Consider the following 14309-nt stretch of genomic DNA (forward strand, 5'->3'; position numbering starts at 1 on the left):
GAGAGATAGACGTGAAGCTACGCCGTGTCCACCGGCTCTCACCCCTGCTGCGAGTGTGGACCACCCTGCTAGCCATCGCGGCAGTTGTGGTGTTCAACTCCACCAAACCGCTTATCGAGCTCGCCGAGAAAGGCCACGTCGACGCCCGCACAGGCCTCATCGCCGTGGGGGCAATAGCCGCGAGCGTGATCGTGATCTTCGCAGTCTCGCAGTTGTGGTGGGCGCGCACAGGCTTTCGCCTCGACGAGGAACAGATCGAACTACACCGTGGCCTTTTCACCACCCAGGTGCGCAGCGCACGCTACGACCGGATCCAAGCCGTCGACCTTGTCGAACCTTTCGTCCCGCGCCTATGCGGCCTGGCCGCCGTGCGCCTAGAGGCTGCGGGCGCAGCAAACTCCGCCATCGAGATCGCCTACCTGCCCCGCGCCGAAGCCGAACAGGTGCGCGCCGAGATCCTGCGTGTGAGCACCCGTGATGACACGATCAACAAAGATCTTGTCGCCCCCATCCCAACCATGCGCTCCCTTGCCGCCACCGCATTGCGCCTGACCACTGTTTTCGCGCTCGCCTGGGCGTGCATCCCCCTGTGGACAGGGCTGGGCGCCGCAGCAGTTATTCCGGTGCTGGTGGGCCTTGTGCCGGATATCTGGAAAACAATCGACCAATCCTGGCGTTTCACCGCCAACCTGGACACGTCCACACCTTCGTCGCTGAACCTGACCTACGGCCTGGCCAACCGGCGCCGCCAAACCGTTCTTCTCGAGCGCATCCACGCCGTGAAAATGACACAACCGGTTTTGTGGCGCATCTTCGGCTGGTGGCGAGTATCAATCACCGTCGCAGGCTACGGCAGCGAACGCAACACCCGCACCGGAACCTCAGCGCTGCTGCCGGTCGGCTCCTTCGACCAAGCCCTCGAGATCCTGGCCAACGTGACGCCCTTTTCCGCCGCGCAGATGAAAAGCTTTCGCCCCGAAATATCTTCGCCGCGGCGCGCACGCTGCGTCTCCCCGCTGGACTGGCGGCAACAGTCGGTCACCATCACCAGCGGCATGGTCGTGGTCACCCTGGGGCGCGCCTCACGCCGAATCTGCATGGCCAAAGTGCCGCACATCCAAGAACTAACTTTCAAACAGGGAACGCTGCAGCGCCGCCTGGGCCTCGCCCATGTGCGCTGCGACTTAGTGCCAGGGCCGGTGCGCGTGGTGGCGAAAGATTTGGATGAGGGGCAGGCGTGGCAGCTCGTCGAAAAGCTGCGTACCCGAGATCTGCCCCAGCTAGAGTTGGCCTATGGCAGCAGTGATTAGTACAAATATCGCGCGCCCGCACAATGACCCAGGCGGACGCAACCGCGTCAGCGGAATCGATAAACAGCCAGCGCCTGAGATCCTCGTGGAGATCCCCGGGCCCGACTACGGCGACGGCTCCGGCGTCCGAGGGGACATCATCGGCGACACCGAGCACCATGGTGGCCAGCACAAAGCCGTCTACGCCTTCAGCCGAGAACGCTACGACTGGTGGGAACGAGAACTCTCGCGCACGCTGGACAACGGCCTGTTCGGCGACAACCTCACCACCTCCGGCATCGACTGGACACGCGTGATCATCAACCAACGTTTCCGCATCGGCGAAACGCAGTTGGAAGTTAGCGTGCCGCGCTCGCCATGCGCCACCTTCGCGGGCTGGATGGGCGAGCCGAACTGGATTAGGCGTTTCACAGCCAGCGGCGACTGCGGCTGTTACCTGAGGGTCGTCAAACCTGGCGTGATCCGCCCCGGCGACGACATCGTGGCGCTCAACGAACCAGACCACGGCCTGACAATGGGGGAGGCCTTCGCCGCGGTGATGGGCGATACCGATATCGCCCGGCGCCTCTGGCAGCTCAACATCTTGCCGACGCTGTATCAAGCGCGGTGGGACAAACGCTTTGCTTAGATGCCGCCGACGAACTGAAGCTGGCGCCACGCCTCATAGCACGCCACGGCGGCGCTATTCGACAGGTTCATCGACCGCCTGCCCGGCAGCATGGGGATCCGTACCTGGTCTTTTACCCGCGGGTGGTGAGAGTGCTCACGCGGCAAACCGGTCGGTTCGGTGCCAAAGAGCAAAGCATCGCCGTCGCGGTACTCCACAGTATGGAAATGTCTGGTGGCTTGAGTAGTAAAGGCGAAAATACGCGAGTTGGCCAAGGCCGCGAAGCAAGCATCGATGTCAGGGTGAACGCTCACGTGCGCGAGGTCGTGGTAATCCAGGCCCGCGCGGCGCAGATGCTTCTCGCTCAAATCGAAGCCGAGCGGCTCCACCAGATGCAAGGTGGCTCCGGTGCCTGCACACATGCGTATCGCGTTGCCAGTGTTCGGCGGAATGACGGGGTTGTCGAAGATGACGTGGAGTGCGCACACGCCATCCAAGTCTAGGATGGGGTGCGTGACTGCGAAGAAACTAGATGGCAAGCTCTACCGCGAGGAGATTTTCGCGGACCTTAAAAAGCGCGTCGCCGCGCTCAAAGACAAGGGAGTCACGCCGGGCCTGGCCACGGTGCTCGTCGGTGACGACCCGGCGAGCCAGAATTACGTGCGCATGAAGCACAAGGACTGCGAGGAGCTTGGCATCGCCTCCATCATGAAGGAAATGCCCGGCGACACTACGCAGGAGCGCCTGGAGCAGCTTATCGACGAGCTCAACAACGACCCGGACGTCACCGGCTACATCGTTCAGCTGCCGCTGCCGAAGCACCTCGACGAAAACCGCATCCTTGGGCTGATCGACCCAGACAAGGACGCCGACGGTTTACACCCCGTGAACTTGGGCAAGCTGGTGCTAGGTGAACCGGCTCCGCTGCCGTGTACCCCGAACGGTTCGCTGAAACTGCTTGAGCGTTTCGGTGTCGAACTCGACGGCGCCATCGTCTGCGTCATCGGCCGCGGCGTGACCGTGGGCCGGCCCATCTCGTTGATGTTGACCACCCGCGACATCAACGCCACAGCGGTGCTGTGCCACACCGGCACGAAAGACTTAGCCGCCGAGACCCGCCGCGCCGACGTCATCATCGCCGCCGCCGGCAAACCGCACATGCTTACCGCCGACATGGTGAAGGAAGGCGCCGCTATTCTCGACGTCGGCGTCTCCCGCGTCGACGGAAAAACCACCGGCGACGTACACCCAGACGTGTGGGAGAAAGCCGCGTGGATCTCGCCCAACCCGGGCGGCGTCGGACCGATGACCCGGACCTTCCTGGTCCGCAACATCGTGGAGCGAGCCGAGCAACTTGTCTAATACGGCCGCAGGGTTGTCGGTGGACAACCCGCATGACCTGAACAACCCGGAATCCCGCCTGCCCGTCTGGGCACAAAGGGCAATGGCCGGGCTGTTCGTCGTGGGTTTCGTGCTCTCGGGCGTCTTCGCAGCAACTGAGCACTGGCGCCGCGCCACCTTCGTCCTCGGGGCGGTGATGGTGTGGTTGGCGCTGATGCGCTACACCTGCGATTCCAGGGTCATCGGCCTCGTTGCTGTGCGCTCCCGCCGCTTCGACGCGCTGTTTTGCACCGCACTAGGCGCCACAATGATGTTTCTCGCCGGTTCGGTGGACTCGCTGGGCAGTTAACTCGCGCTGATACGTGCAATGAAGCGGCGCAGGATCAAAGCCATGCCGCGAACATCGACGAGGAAAGCATCATGGCCGGTGGGGCTGGACAGCTTCGACATGCCCAGCAGCTTACCCAAGTTGCGCGACATGTGTTCTTGCTGGTGGTAAGGGTAGAGAATGTCAGTGTCGATGCCGACAACCATGGTTGGCACCTGCGAGGAAGCTAGAGCTTTGTTCAGCCCACCACGGCCGCGCCCAACGTCATGGCGGTTAAGGGATTCGGTCAAAGAGACGTAGCAGGCGGCATCGAAACGCTTCGCAAGCTTGTGTCCCTGGTGGTCGAGGTAGCTTTGCACCGCGAAGCGCTGGTCGTCGCGGCGATAAGGCCCGAGTGGGTTTTCGCCCGGTTGGGCGTCGGTGCCGAAACGCTCATCGATTTCCAGCTCGCCGCGGTACGTCAGGTGTGCGATGCGCCGGGCGGCACTAAGCCCTTCATCGGGGGCGCGCCCAGTACCGTGGTAGTCGCCGCCCTGCCAGTTCGGATCGCGAGTGATGGCGGAAATTTGCGCCTCCTGGATGCCGATTTGCCAGGCGCTGGCACGCGCCGAAACCGCGATCACGCAAGCGAAGTTGACGGAGTCGGGGTAGAGCAGCGTCCACTCGAGACTGCGCGCGCCCCCCATCGAGCCACCGAGGACGGCATGAACGTGCGTGATGCCGAGCTTTTCTAGCGCCGCGCGTTCGGCGCGCACCATGTCGCGGATGGACACGGCCGGAAAACGCGAACCCCACAACCCGCCGGCCGGGTGCGGGCTGGCCGGGCCAGTGGATCCATAGCAGGAGCCAAGGGCGTTTGTGCAGATGATGCACCAGCGGTCGGTGTCCAAAGCTTTCCCCGGCCCAATCGCCTCGCTCCACCACTGGGCAGCGTTGGAATCGCCGGTCAGGGCGTGCTCGACCACAAGCACGTTGTTATCTCCGTGGGGGTCGCCGCGAAACTGACCCCACCGCTGCAAAGCGATAGTGGCATCTTCTATCAGCGCCCCCGCCTCCGTGTCGAAGCGGCCAATCCTCACCTGCTCGAGCTGGCCGTCGACGGGAAGAGCAGTGACCACGAAGCGTTTTCCTTTCCGGATTCCTAAACGGCAACCTAGATGGCGGCGAAACCGCGCTCGAGGTCGGCGAGGATGTCGTCGATGTTTTCGATACCTACCGAAAGGCGAACCGTCGCCTGGGTAATACCAGCGCGCTTCAGGCCGTTCTCGTCGGACTGGGAGTGCGTGGTGGAGGCCGGGTGGACCACCAAGGAACGCACGTCTCCGATGTTGGCCAGGTTGGAGTGCAGCTTGAGGGCGTCGATGAACTTCCACGCAGTTTCGCGGTCGTTGGCGTCGCCGGCGATGTCGAAGGAAAGCACCGAACCGGTGTACTTCAGTCCGAGCTTCTCCTTCGTGGCGTAGTACGGCGAGTCCGGCAGGCCAGCGAAGTTCACACTGGCAACCTTCTCGTGCTTGGACAGGAACTCGGCAACCTTCAGGGCGTTTTCGTTATGACGCTCAACGCGCAGGCTGAGGGTGTCCAGGCCCTGCAGCGCCACCCAGGCGTTGAAGGGAGAAATCGCAGCGCCGGTATCGCGCAAAATGCCAGCGCGTGCCTTCAGGGCGAAGGCGGGGGCACCCAAATCGGCGTACTTCAGGCCGTGGTAGGCAGGGTCCGGGGTGACAAAATAGGGGAAGACCGGTTCTCCGTCACGCTCGACGGTCCAGTCGAACTTGCCGCCGTCGACAAGCACGCCGCCGATGGCGGCACCATTGCCGGTGTAGAACTTGGTGGTAGAGGCGACGACGATGTCAGCTCCCAGCTCAAGCGGCTTGACCAGTGCTGCGGTGGCGATGGTGTTGTCAACGATCAGCGGCACACTGTTGCGGTGCGCGACTTCAGCGACGGTCGGGATGTCGAGCACGTCGGCGATCGGGTTGCCGAAGGTCTCGCCATAGAAAGCCTTCGTGTTCGGCTTGACTGCTGCCTGCCATGACTCCGGGTCATCCGGGTTGTCGACGAAACTGACGTCGATTCCGTAGCGCTTCAAGGTGACCTGAAAGAGGGTCTCAGTGCCGCCGTAGAGGCGAGGCGAGGTGACGATGTGATCGCCGGAGGAGGCGAGGTTGGTAATCGCCGCGGTTTCTGCGGCCATGCCAGACGCAAACGTCAGTGCGGCCACGCCACCTTCGAGGCTGGCAATGCGGTCCTCTAGTGCTTGCTGCGTCGGGTTGGTCAAGCGGGTGTAGATCGGCCCGATGTCTGCGAGGCTGAATCGATCGGCCGCGTGCTGGGCGTCGTTGAATACGTAGGACGTGGTCATGAAGATCGGCTGGTTGCGTGCTCCCGCGTCGGAGTCAACGGTCTGGCCGGCGTGGATAGAGCGGGTCTCGAATGCCCACTCGTGTGCTTGTGTGTTGTCGTATTTTGCCATGGTGATCACTGTAAAGCTCGGACTAAAAGTTTTGAACCAAGCGGTCTATTGATGGTTCTGAGCTGCGGTTATGTGTGAATAAAAATAGGCGAGGGAACCAAATTCTGAACCGAGAGGTCTAATAGAACATGGGGGTCAACAAAGAACATCCGCACGACACCGCGCAGCGGCACGCCCTGCACGAAAAAATCCTTCAGAACCTAATCAACATGCGCAGCTCACCACACGCACCAGAGCATCTGCCCATGGGCGACCACCTCGCCTTCCCGCGCTCCGTGTGGGAGGAGCTGGCGCGGCACGAACAACAACTCGTGCGCGTGGTGGCCGCAGGTTTATCCAGCCGAGGAGCCGTGCTGGTCGGCCGCTCCGCCGCACGACTACACGGAATGTGGCTAATCGGCGCGCCCGACAACAAAGTGGAACTATCCCTGCCCAGCCGCGGAATATCCCCAAGCCGACGCCAGTCGGGCAAGTTCGTGTTCCGGCACTTCACACTGCCGACCTGGCAGGTCATAGAGATATCAGGAATCCGAGCCACCTCCGCGATACGCGCCTTCGTAGACATCGCCCGCTGCCACGGCTTTGTCGAAGGGCTGGTAGCCATCGACTGGCTGCGCTTCCAGGGCGTCGAGCGTGAAAGCATCGCCCGGGAGATCAAATCCATGGGGCGGTTCAAAGGCATCGCGGTGGTCCGGCGCTGCTTCGAGATGAGCATCGCTACCTCAGAGTCCCCGTATGAAAGCTACGCGAGAGGCTTGCTAATCGAGGCCAGCATCGCAGGGATCAAAGCCCAGGTGAAAATCGAAGGATACCGCGTCGACCTACTTATCGACGACTGGCTCGTCGTCGAGATCGACGGAGGGATCAAGTACCGAAGCGCCGACGCTGAAAAAGTCCGTCAGAAGGAATACGAGCGACAAAAGCAGATCGCCAACCAAGGCTACGTGTTCCTGCGCTACAGCCCCGCACAACTTCTGTCGGACCCCGAAGCTTTTGTTCGTGAGGTGCGCTCAGCGCTGGGCCGCGGGCGCCCGTTTGGCTAAATGTTTGTTAGTGGATGTTAGTCAGTCGAGTAGATGGGTGCGTTGGAAGGAGGTTTACTCGACTGACTAACATCCACTAACAAACATTTGCGGTTTCGCGGGCGGTTTCGGGCGCGGGCAGGCGGGCGGGCCTTCGACAACTAACCCCCAGACCATAACGCCCGGGGGTGTGCTTGAAAACGGGTTACTTCGCAGCCAGCTCGTCGATGATCTTGTTGAAGGTCTGAGACGGACGCATTACCGCGGACGTCATCTCGTCGTCGGGCAGGTAGTAGCCGCCGAGGTCGGCGGGGGAGCCTTGGACGTTGAGAAGTTCAGCGGCGATGGTTTCCTCGTTGGCGCGAAGCGCCTCGGCGACGGGGCTAAAGGTAGAGGCGATTTCCGCGTCGTCGGTTTGCTTCGCCAACTCCTCTGCCCAGTAGAGAGCGAGGTAGAAGTGGGAGCCGCGGTTGTCGATCTCGCCGACCTTGCGCGACGGAGACTTGCCCTCCTCGAGGAGGGTCTCAGTAGCTTTGTCCAGCGCGTCAGCGAGAATGCCGGCGGTGGTATTGCCGTGGTCGGCTTCCAGGCGGAAGGACTCGGCCAGGGCGAGGAATTCGCCGAGGGAGTCCCAGCGCAGGTGGTTTTCTTCCTGCAGTTGCTGGACGTGTTTCGGGGCAGAACCACCAGCTCCGGTCTCAAATAGGCCGCCGCCGGCCATGAGCGGGACGATGGAGAGCATTTTGGCGGAGGTGCCGAGCTCAAGGATTGGGAACAGGTCCGTGTTGTAGTCACGCAAGACGTTGCCGGTCACGGAAATGGTGTCCTCACCGCGGCGGATACGTTCGATGGAGGTGCGGGTCGCCTCGGTTGGTGACTCGATGGTGATGTCCAGGCCCTCGGTGTCGTGGTCCTTGAGGTACTTCTCCACCAGGCTGATCAGGTTGCGGTCGTGCGCGCGTTCCTTGTCCAGCCAGAAGATGGTTTTCATGCCGGACTTGCGGGCGCGGTCGACCGCGAGGCGCACCCAGTCCTGGATTGGGGCGTCTTTGGTCTGGCAGGCGCGCCAGATGTCGCCTGCTTCTACGTCGTGTGAGATGAGGACTTCGCCGGCGGAGTTGACTATTTGGACGGTGCCGTCGGCGGGGATTCTAAAGGTTTTGTCGTGGGAGCCGTATTCCTCAGCTTTTTGGGCCATCAGGCCGACGTTTGGGACGGTGCCCATGGTCGTTGGGTCGTAGGCGCCGTTTTCGCGGCAGTCGTCGATGACGGCTTGGTAGATGCCTGAGTAGGAGGAGTCTGGCAGCACGGCCAGGGTGTCTTGCTCCTGGTCGTCGGCGTTCCACATGTGGCCGGAGGTGCGGATCATGGCGGGCATGGAGGCATCGACGATTACGTCGGAAGGTACGTGCAAGTTGGTGATACCGCGGTGGGAGTTAACCATGGCGAGGTCGGGGCCGTCGGCAAGCGCCTTGTCGAAGGCGGCGCGGATCTCCTCGCCGTTGGGCAGGGCATCCAGACCGTCAAGGATGGCGCCGAGGCCGTTTTCACCGTTGAGGCCCGCATTTAGCAACTCGGAGCCGTACTTGTCGTAGACGTCCTTAAAGTAGGCGCGTACGACGTGGCCAAACATGATTGGGTCGGACACCTTCATCATGGTGGCCTTCAGGTGGATGGAAAAGAGGACGTTTTCTTCCTTAGCGCGCTTGACGGCGCTTTGAATAAAGGCATCGAGGGCCTTGACAGACATAAACGTGCCGTCGATAACTTCGCCGTCGATAACCTTTAGGTTGTCCTTGAGCACTTCCTCGTTGCCGTCGGTAGTGATCAGTTTGATAGTGAGGGTGTCATCGCTTTCCATGATGACGGACTTCTCGTTGCTGCGGAAGTCATCCTTGTCCATGGTGGCCACGTTGGTTTTGGAGTCCTTGGACCATTCGCCCATGGTGTGTGGGTGGTTGCGGGTGTAATTCTTTACGGCTTCTGGTGCGCGGCGGTCTGAGTTGCCCTGGCGCAGGACTGGGTTGACTGCGGAGCCAGTGACGGTTTTGTAAAGCTCCAAGATTTTGCGGTCTTCGTCGGTGGACGGGTTGTCTGGGTAGTGCGGAATGTCGAAACCGGCTGCTTGCAGTTCAGCAATGGCCTTTTTGAGCTGAACGATCGACGCGGAGATGTTGGGAAGCTTGATGATGTTGGCGTCCTTGCTCAGCGTCAACGCGCCCAGCTCGGCAAGTGCGTCGTGGGTGTATGCCTCATCCTTGACACGCTCTGGGAATAGGGACAAGATGCGGCCAGCCACGGAGATGTCGCGGGTTTCTACTTCTACGCCAGCGTTGGAGGCGAATGCCTCGACAATCGGCTTTAGCGAGTAGGTGGCGAGCAGCGGTGCCTCGTCGGTGCGGGTCCAGATAATTTTGGCCACTAGTAGTCTCCTCTACTTATATAGATTCAATTCAGGTATCAAGGATACCCGCGGTCGTTGTAGGGTGTTGCGCATGAGTCTCACCATCGCGTCTGTCAACGTCAACGGCATCCGCGCAGCCACGAAAGTGCGCAGCGAAATCAACCATGGCATGCTCGAGTGGCTTCGGCACACCGCCGCCGATGTGGTTGTTATGCAGGAAGTCCGTGCCTCGGGCGACCAGGCGGTCACGGCCCTGCAGCCGGCTTTGGACAATGGCTGGCATTTGGTGGTCGCACCCGCTGAGGCGCCAGGGGCAAAAGGTCGTGCGGGCGTTGGCATTTTGAGTCGGGAGCCACTTGCTGAGGTTGAGATCGGGATTCCAGGCTTCGAAGATTCCGGCCGCTTCATCGCGGGCACGCTTGTCGACGGCACCCGGGTCGCTTCCCTCTACCTTCCCTCTGGCGCCGCCGAAACAGCAAAACAAGATGAGAAATACGAGTTCCTTGATCGCTTTGAGCCGCTTCTCGACAACTGGCCGAGTATTTATCCCCGCATGGTCATTGGCGGCGACTGGAACATCTGCCACCGCCGTGAGGACCTGAAGAATTGGCGGACGAACCGCACGAAGTCGGGCTTTCTCCCCCACGAGCGCGCTTTTATGGATTCGGTGTTCGGTACTTTCCCAGACGAGGAGGCACAAGACCTAAAGGACAAGCAGGCCGACGGGTGGTCGGGGGCTGTGGGCTACGTGTCTGAGGGGCGTCGTGAAGCAAACCGCGATCCCCAATGGTTCGACGTGGCGCGGCGCCTACAGCCCGATCACGCACCCTACACTTGGTGGACGTACCGCGGACAGGCCTTCAACAACGACGCTGGGTGGCGCATTGACTACCAAGCCGCGACCGCCGCCATGCTTGAGCGGGCAAAACGAAGTTGGGTCGAGAAAGTCCCGACTGTGGAAGAACGCTGGTCCGACCACTCGCCGCTGCTGGTGGAATACAACTGATGACCGATTTTGACACCGCAGGGCTGCTCACCGTCCTGTTTGTTATCGGCATCACCGCCGAGGCGATGACCGCCGCGGTCTCTGCCGGCAGAATGAAGATGGACCTGTTCGGTGTAATCACACTCGGCGCATTGACCGGCCTAGGCGGTGGAACAGTCCGCGACATTTTGCTCGGCGCCTACCCACTGACTTGGGTGGAGGAACCGAAGTTTTTACTGGTGGTGATTATCGCTTCGGTGATCACGGTGCGCATTAGCTGGTTGATGTACCAGCTTCGCCGCTTCTTTCTTGTAGCAGACGCCATCGGACTGGCAGCATTCGTGGTTCTCGGCATCCAAGTCGCTGTGTCCGAAGGCCACGGCTTTATTATTGCGTGCGTCGCCGCGGTGACCACTGGTGTCTCCGGCGGTGTGATGCGCGACGTGCTTTCCGACCGAGTGCCGCTGGTGTTCCGTAAAGAGATGTACGCCTCCACCGCAGTAATCGGCACGATCGTTTGGTGGTTGCTGCACAACTTTGGGGTGGTCGAGTGGATCAACGTCGTTGTCACCCTGGCCACCGTGTTGAGCCTGCGTCTAATCAGCCTTAAGCGAGGTTGGAGTTTGCCGATCTACGAGTACGATGAGGAAGCGGTGAAAGCGATTAATCCGCGCGAGGAATTCACCGTGTTCCTCTCCGCAAATGGGCGCAAGATACCAGGTGCGCGCCGGGCCTATCGTGGCCTGCGCCGCATCACCCAGGCCCGCCCCGCCAAGCGCGACAGCAGACAACGCCGCCCGGGAAAATAGAAGCCCTAGGTTGCGGTAGTGCCGCACCACAGGGATGATCGGGGAGAGCAGCTATTTGTTTTCCGGGGGTTGATAATGCGCGGTTTTGTCGTTGTGTTGCTGGGGGTTGTGATCGGGCTTGCCGGGTGTGGTGGGGTTCGACAGGAGCAGCCGGTGGATAGTTCTGTGGTTCCGGTTGCGCAATCACAGGTGGAGGAGGCGCCGGCTGCTTTCCATTTTCATAGTGGTGATTTGGTGTTGGGGGAGTATGACCCGACTACGATTTGGGACGATATTTTCAATCCATGCACTGAGATCTCTAAGGAGGAGTTCGCGTCACTGGGTTTGGTGGTGGGAGAGCCGGTTGTGCTTCCTAAATCTCAATCTGTTGGCTGCGACATAGTTCCGCAAGACTACCTCGTGGACACGGGATTTTTAACTAGCGCCGTCAAAACGAAGAGCGCTGAGGAAAGAACTCCACGTCCCTTGGTTGATGAGTCTGCGATTATCCCTAACTCCTATGAGATTCCATTTGTAGAAGGGGATTTCATATGTTTTTTTGGGGTGGAAACAACGAGGGGAACGTTGATGGCTTTTGCGGAGGCTTGGGACACGCAACTTTCCTATCAGGAGTTGTGTGCAGTTGCGCGGCACAACCTTGAGCTTTTGTATTCCTTGGGTCGGTGAGGTTTCGTTGCTGGGTGTCACTTAAGTGACACAAACTTTGCTGCACAGTGGTCTTGCGGCCTTTATTGTTTTTCTTGCATCAAGCAGCAGATTTCTTTGGGGGTAAAAACATGTCACAAATCAGCATTGACGTTGAGTCGATTCAATCTGCGATCGACAAACTGCAATCCGTGTCACAGGCGTTCAGTCCATTCGGTCGGGTAGCTTCTCATGTTGACTCTTCTCTTCTTAGGGACTTTTCGCCTGTGTCGGGCCTCGATCACGCGGGGCGCACGCACGAAACAATCATTGGTGAGTATCAGCCTCCGGCGGCGAGAGCATTTGTCATTTACATGAAGAACGCGGCGGCGTTATTGGAATCGAATGTGAATAACACGTTGATGGCGGATGCCGATTTTTCAATGGTGATGTCGGATATCGGTGTGGGAAGCAATGATGTTTTTAAGCAGCGGGTGCAGGATGTGGAGAAGGGTTCTCCTGCGCCGGTGTTGATCAATCCGACGATTGGTCGGTTTGCGAATACGCCTGCGGTGGCGGGTCCGCAGTCGTCGTTGCCGGGGTTGCATTCGCAGATTATGGCGACTTTTCCGGAAATAGCGGTCGATGCTGCTGCACAGTGGGCGAGTGATGCGGAAGCGATTGCTCGGGCTGTTGCGTCCTTAGATGGTGTTAAGGCGTTGTTGGCGTCGTCGGCTGAGACGAGTTGGGTGAGTGAGGCGATTGCTCGGGTGAATCGTATTCAGTGGGTTGGCGGGGATTTTGCGGCTAAGGCTGGTGCGTTGTCGGGTCATACGTCGACGTTGGCGGCTGTGGCGAAGGAGATGCAGATTCAGACTACGGTGGCGCATGGGACATGGATGGCGTTGCCGTCTCCGGAGGAGAAGGTGCCGTTTGAGCAAGCGTATTTGGCGTATTTTCCTGCGATGTTGACAGCGCGGTTGGTGCCGGTTACCCCGATGTTTGATCAGTTGTTGCAGCCGTTGTCGGAGATGCCGGGGGATGATTATGTACCCGAGTCGGTCTCGGTGCCGAAAGTTCCTGGGTTTGGTGAGTCTAGGTTGCCGCGTGTGGTGGCAGAGGCGTTTCATCAGCGTGGGTTTGGGGATGTGGCGCAGGCGCAGACTCCGGAGGAAGTGATTGAGCAGTTTGGTGATGTAAACCCGGATGTGTTGGAGGCGTTGTCTGCTGGTGCTTCGCCGACGCAGGCAGCGGCGGTGGCAGCGCCGAGTATGCCGCCTTCGTTGCACCCAGGTGCGGGTATATCAGCGGGTGTGCCAGGTTCGGGTGGGTTAGGTGCAGGTGTGTCGTCTCCGGTGTTTGCGGGGGCTTCCGGGGCGTTCGGCGGGGGTGTTATCGGTGGTGGGCCTGTGGGTGGTGCTGGGTCTGGTCGTGGTGGTGCTGGGGTTTCACGTGGTTTGGCCTATGGCGCGGCACCGGGCGCGGTACCGGGCGCGGCGGTGCCGCGTGGTGGGCTGGTATCACCTGGTGTATCTGTTACGCCGGGGGTATCGAGTGGCGCTCACGCTTCGCGTGGGTATCCGGTTGGTGCTCCTGTTGGGCCAGCCGGTGGTGGCCGGGATAATCCGCGGAAGCGGATTAAGGCTGTGACCAGTGCGGTAGAGCGCGACGGTAACCTGCGGGCGTTGTTGGGGGAAGCGCCGGCGCTGCTTCCCGAGGTCATCGGGGACAATGTCCGCCAACCTCGCGACTTCTAGGGGGTGAAACGGGGCGTGCGGGAGATCATCCAGCTGGAGATTGCCAGTAAGATCACGCTTGCCACTGTCAGTACGGTGGTGGTCGCCACAGTATCGCTGAGAAAGAGGATGATGAGGCTTATTCCGATGAAGATGGTGAGGCTTTGGCCGTTGTTCCTGGAGAGTCCTGTCATGATCCCGGTGATGCCTGCTGTGGTGAATACCAGTAGCGTCAGCGCGATGCTGGCAGCGATTGTGGCTGGAGTTTGTCCAGCGTATTCAACGAGGTAAGGTTCCCCGTTTGTGTCGGTAAATGGGGTTGGCCCGGTGGTGATGAGTAGGACGTCGTAGAAGGTGTAATGGGGGTTGCGCGACCAACTAATTTGGCCGGCGGTCACTGCCGCTGCGGTTAGGGCGAGGGCGGATAGTGCGCTGAATATGACTCCGCTGCTGAGGAATTTTCGGAAGCTGGCCCCGAGTTGGTTCAGTGCTGTCCAGTTGGAGGCGAGCGTGGCGGTGGTCTTCCCCAAAAATATGGCGCCGAGGAGGGTCCAGGTGGTTCCTGAGCCTGCGATGAAGCGGCCTAGGGCGATGCAGATTGCGAGGGCAAAGATACCTGCGACGGGGAGGATGTATTTGTTGGGGCTGAGGAATAGTTTCATGGTGT

The 14309-nt window shown here is 60.3% G+C and carries 14 protein-coding genes; 9 read left to right on the top strand and 5 right to left on the bottom strand.

The window, feature by feature from the left end:
- Positions 1 to 11: 11 nt before the first annotated feature.
- Together VLL26_RS10900 and VLL26_RS10905 are read left to right on the top strand one after the other, a co-directional pair.
- Positions 12 to 1310, top strand: coding sequence for a PH domain-containing protein (locus VLL26_RS10900; RefSeq protein WP_342319090.1), 1299 nt, complete (start codon positions 12 to 14; stop codon positions 1308 to 1310).
- A complete protein-coding gene (locus VLL26_RS10905; protein WP_342319091.1) occupies positions 1294 to 1938 on the top strand; it encodes an MOSC domain-containing protein in 645 nt (214 codons plus the stop codon). Before VLL26_RS10900 ends, VLL26_RS10905 begins: the two co-directional genes overlap by 17 nt.
- Here the strand turns inward: VLL26_RS10905 and VLL26_RS10910 are convergent.
- Entirely contained in the window at positions 1935 to 2405 is a 471-nt protein-coding gene (locus tag VLL26_RS10910; protein WP_342319092.1) for a tRNA (cytidine(34)-2'-O)-methyltransferase, read from the bottom strand. The two genes, VLL26_RS10905 and VLL26_RS10910, sit on opposite strands and share 4 nt — an antisense overlap.
- 25 nt (positions 2406 to 2430) lie before the next feature.
- Here VLL26_RS10910 and VLL26_RS10915 point away from each other — a divergent pair, with 25 nt between their 5' ends.
- A complete protein-coding gene (locus VLL26_RS10915; protein WP_342319093.1) occupies positions 2431 to 3279 on the top strand; it encodes a bifunctional methylenetetrahydrofolate dehydrogenase/methenyltetrahydrofolate cyclohydrolase in 849 nt (282 codons plus the stop codon).
- Positions 3272 to 3607, top strand: a complete 336-nt coding sequence (locus VLL26_RS10920) for a DUF3017 domain-containing protein (RefSeq protein ID WP_342319094.1) — start codon at positions 3272 to 3274, stop codon at positions 3605 to 3607. The genes VLL26_RS10915 and VLL26_RS10920 overlap by 8 nt, the downstream gene beginning before the upstream one ends.
- Here VLL26_RS10920 and metX read toward each other — a convergent pair.
- A complete protein-coding gene (gene metX / locus VLL26_RS10925) occupies positions 3604 to 4704 on the bottom strand; it encodes a homoserine O-acetyltransferase MetX (RefSeq protein ID WP_342319095.1) in 1101 nt (366 codons plus the stop codon). The genes VLL26_RS10920 and metX overlap by 4 nt on opposite strands.
- Before the next feature lie 35 nt (positions 4705 to 4739).
- Positions 4740 to 6062 (bottom strand): O-acetylhomoserine/O-acetylserine sulfhydrylase, encoded by a 1323-nt coding sequence (locus VLL26_RS10930; RefSeq protein ID WP_342319096.1) that lies wholly within the window; start codon positions 6060 to 6062, stop codon positions 4740 to 4742.
- 209 nt (positions 6063 to 6271) lie between these two features.
- Between VLL26_RS10930 and VLL26_RS10935 the strand changes: the two genes are divergently transcribed.
- Positions 6272 to 7105 carry an endonuclease domain-containing protein gene (locus VLL26_RS10935; protein WP_342319097.1) on the top strand — a complete coding sequence of 278 codons (834 nt, stop codon included), beginning with the start codon at positions 6272 to 6274 and terminating at the stop codon, positions 7103 to 7105.
- Positions 7106 to 7289: 184 nt separating this feature from the next.
- On the opposite strand, the gene VLL26_RS10940 is transcribed toward VLL26_RS10935, so the two are convergent.
- On the bottom strand, positions 7290 to 9506 hold the full coding sequence (locus VLL26_RS10940; RefSeq protein ID WP_342319098.1) for an NADP-dependent isocitrate dehydrogenase: 2217 nt from the start codon (positions 9504 to 9506) through the stop codon (positions 7290 to 7292).
- 73 nt (positions 9507 to 9579) lie between these two features.
- Between VLL26_RS10940 and VLL26_RS10945 the strand changes: the two genes are divergently transcribed.
- From VLL26_RS10945 to VLL26_RS10960, 4 genes are all read left to right on the top strand, one after another.
- Entirely contained in the window at positions 9580 to 10494 is a 915-nt protein-coding gene (locus VLL26_RS10945) for an exodeoxyribonuclease III (protein ID WP_342319099.1), read from the top strand.
- Positions 10494 to 11282: a trimeric intracellular cation channel family protein gene (locus tag VLL26_RS10950; protein ID WP_342319100.1), complete on the top strand. Its 789-nt coding sequence runs from the start codon at positions 10494 to 10496 to the stop codon at positions 11280 to 11282. Before VLL26_RS10945 ends, VLL26_RS10950 begins: the two co-directional genes overlap by 1 nt.
- A gap of 75 nt (positions 11283 to 11357) precedes the next feature.
- The gene (locus VLL26_RS10955) at positions 11358 to 11948 is read left to right on the top strand and encodes a DUF3558 family protein (RefSeq protein ID WP_342319101.1); all 591 of its coding nucleotides are present in this window, start codon (positions 11358 to 11360) and stop codon (positions 11946 to 11948) included.
- Between the two features lie 245 nt (positions 11949 to 12193).
- The gene (locus VLL26_RS10960) at positions 12194 to 13663 is read left to right on the top strand and encodes a hypothetical protein (protein WP_342319102.1); all 1470 of its coding nucleotides are present in this window, start codon (positions 12194 to 12196) and stop codon (positions 13661 to 13663) included.
- Here VLL26_RS10960 and VLL26_RS10965 read toward each other — a convergent pair.
- Positions 13660 to 14304, bottom strand: a complete 645-nt coding sequence (locus VLL26_RS10965; protein ID WP_342319103.1) for a hypothetical protein — start codon at positions 14302 to 14304, stop codon at positions 13660 to 13662. The two genes, VLL26_RS10960 and VLL26_RS10965, sit on opposite strands and share 4 nt — an antisense overlap.
- Between the last annotated feature and the right edge of the window lie 5 nt (positions 14305 to 14309).

Origin of the sequence: Corynebacterium sp. BD556 (assembly GCF_038452275.1) — a bacterium.
GTDB lineage: Bacteria > Actinomycetota > Actinomycetes > Mycobacteriales > Mycobacteriaceae > Corynebacterium > Corynebacterium mayonis.

What these genes read in the sequence shown, in the direction of transcription:
- VLL26_RS10965 (WP_342319103.1), bottom strand. Translation starts at nt 14,304, where the DNA reads ATGAAACTATTCCTCAGCCCCAACAAATACATCCTCCCCGTCGCAGGT.
- VLL26_RS10935 (WP_342319097.1), top strand. Translation starts at nt 6,272, where the DNA reads ATGCGCAGCTCACCACACGCACCAGAGCATCTGCCCATGGGCGACCAC.
- VLL26_RS10945 (WP_342319099.1), top strand. Translation starts at nt 9,580, where the DNA reads ATGAGTCTCACCATCGCGTCTGTCAACGTCAACGGCATCCGCGCAGCC.
- VLL26_RS10955 (WP_342319101.1), top strand. Translation starts at nt 11,358, where the DNA reads ATGCGCGGTTTTGTCGTTGTGTTGCTGGGGGTTGTGATCGGGCTTGCC.
- VLL26_RS10950 (WP_342319100.1), top strand. Translation starts at nt 10,494, where the DNA reads ATGACCGATTTTGACACCGCAGGGCTGCTCACCGTCCTGTTTGTTATC.
- VLL26_RS10905 (WP_342319091.1), top strand. Translation starts at nt 1,294, where the DNA reads ATGGCAGCAGTGATTAGTACAAATATCGCGCGCCCGCACAATGACCCA.
- VLL26_RS10930 (WP_342319096.1), bottom strand. Translation starts at nt 6,062, where the DNA reads ATGGCAAAATACGACAACACACAAGCACACGAGTGGGCATTCGAGACC.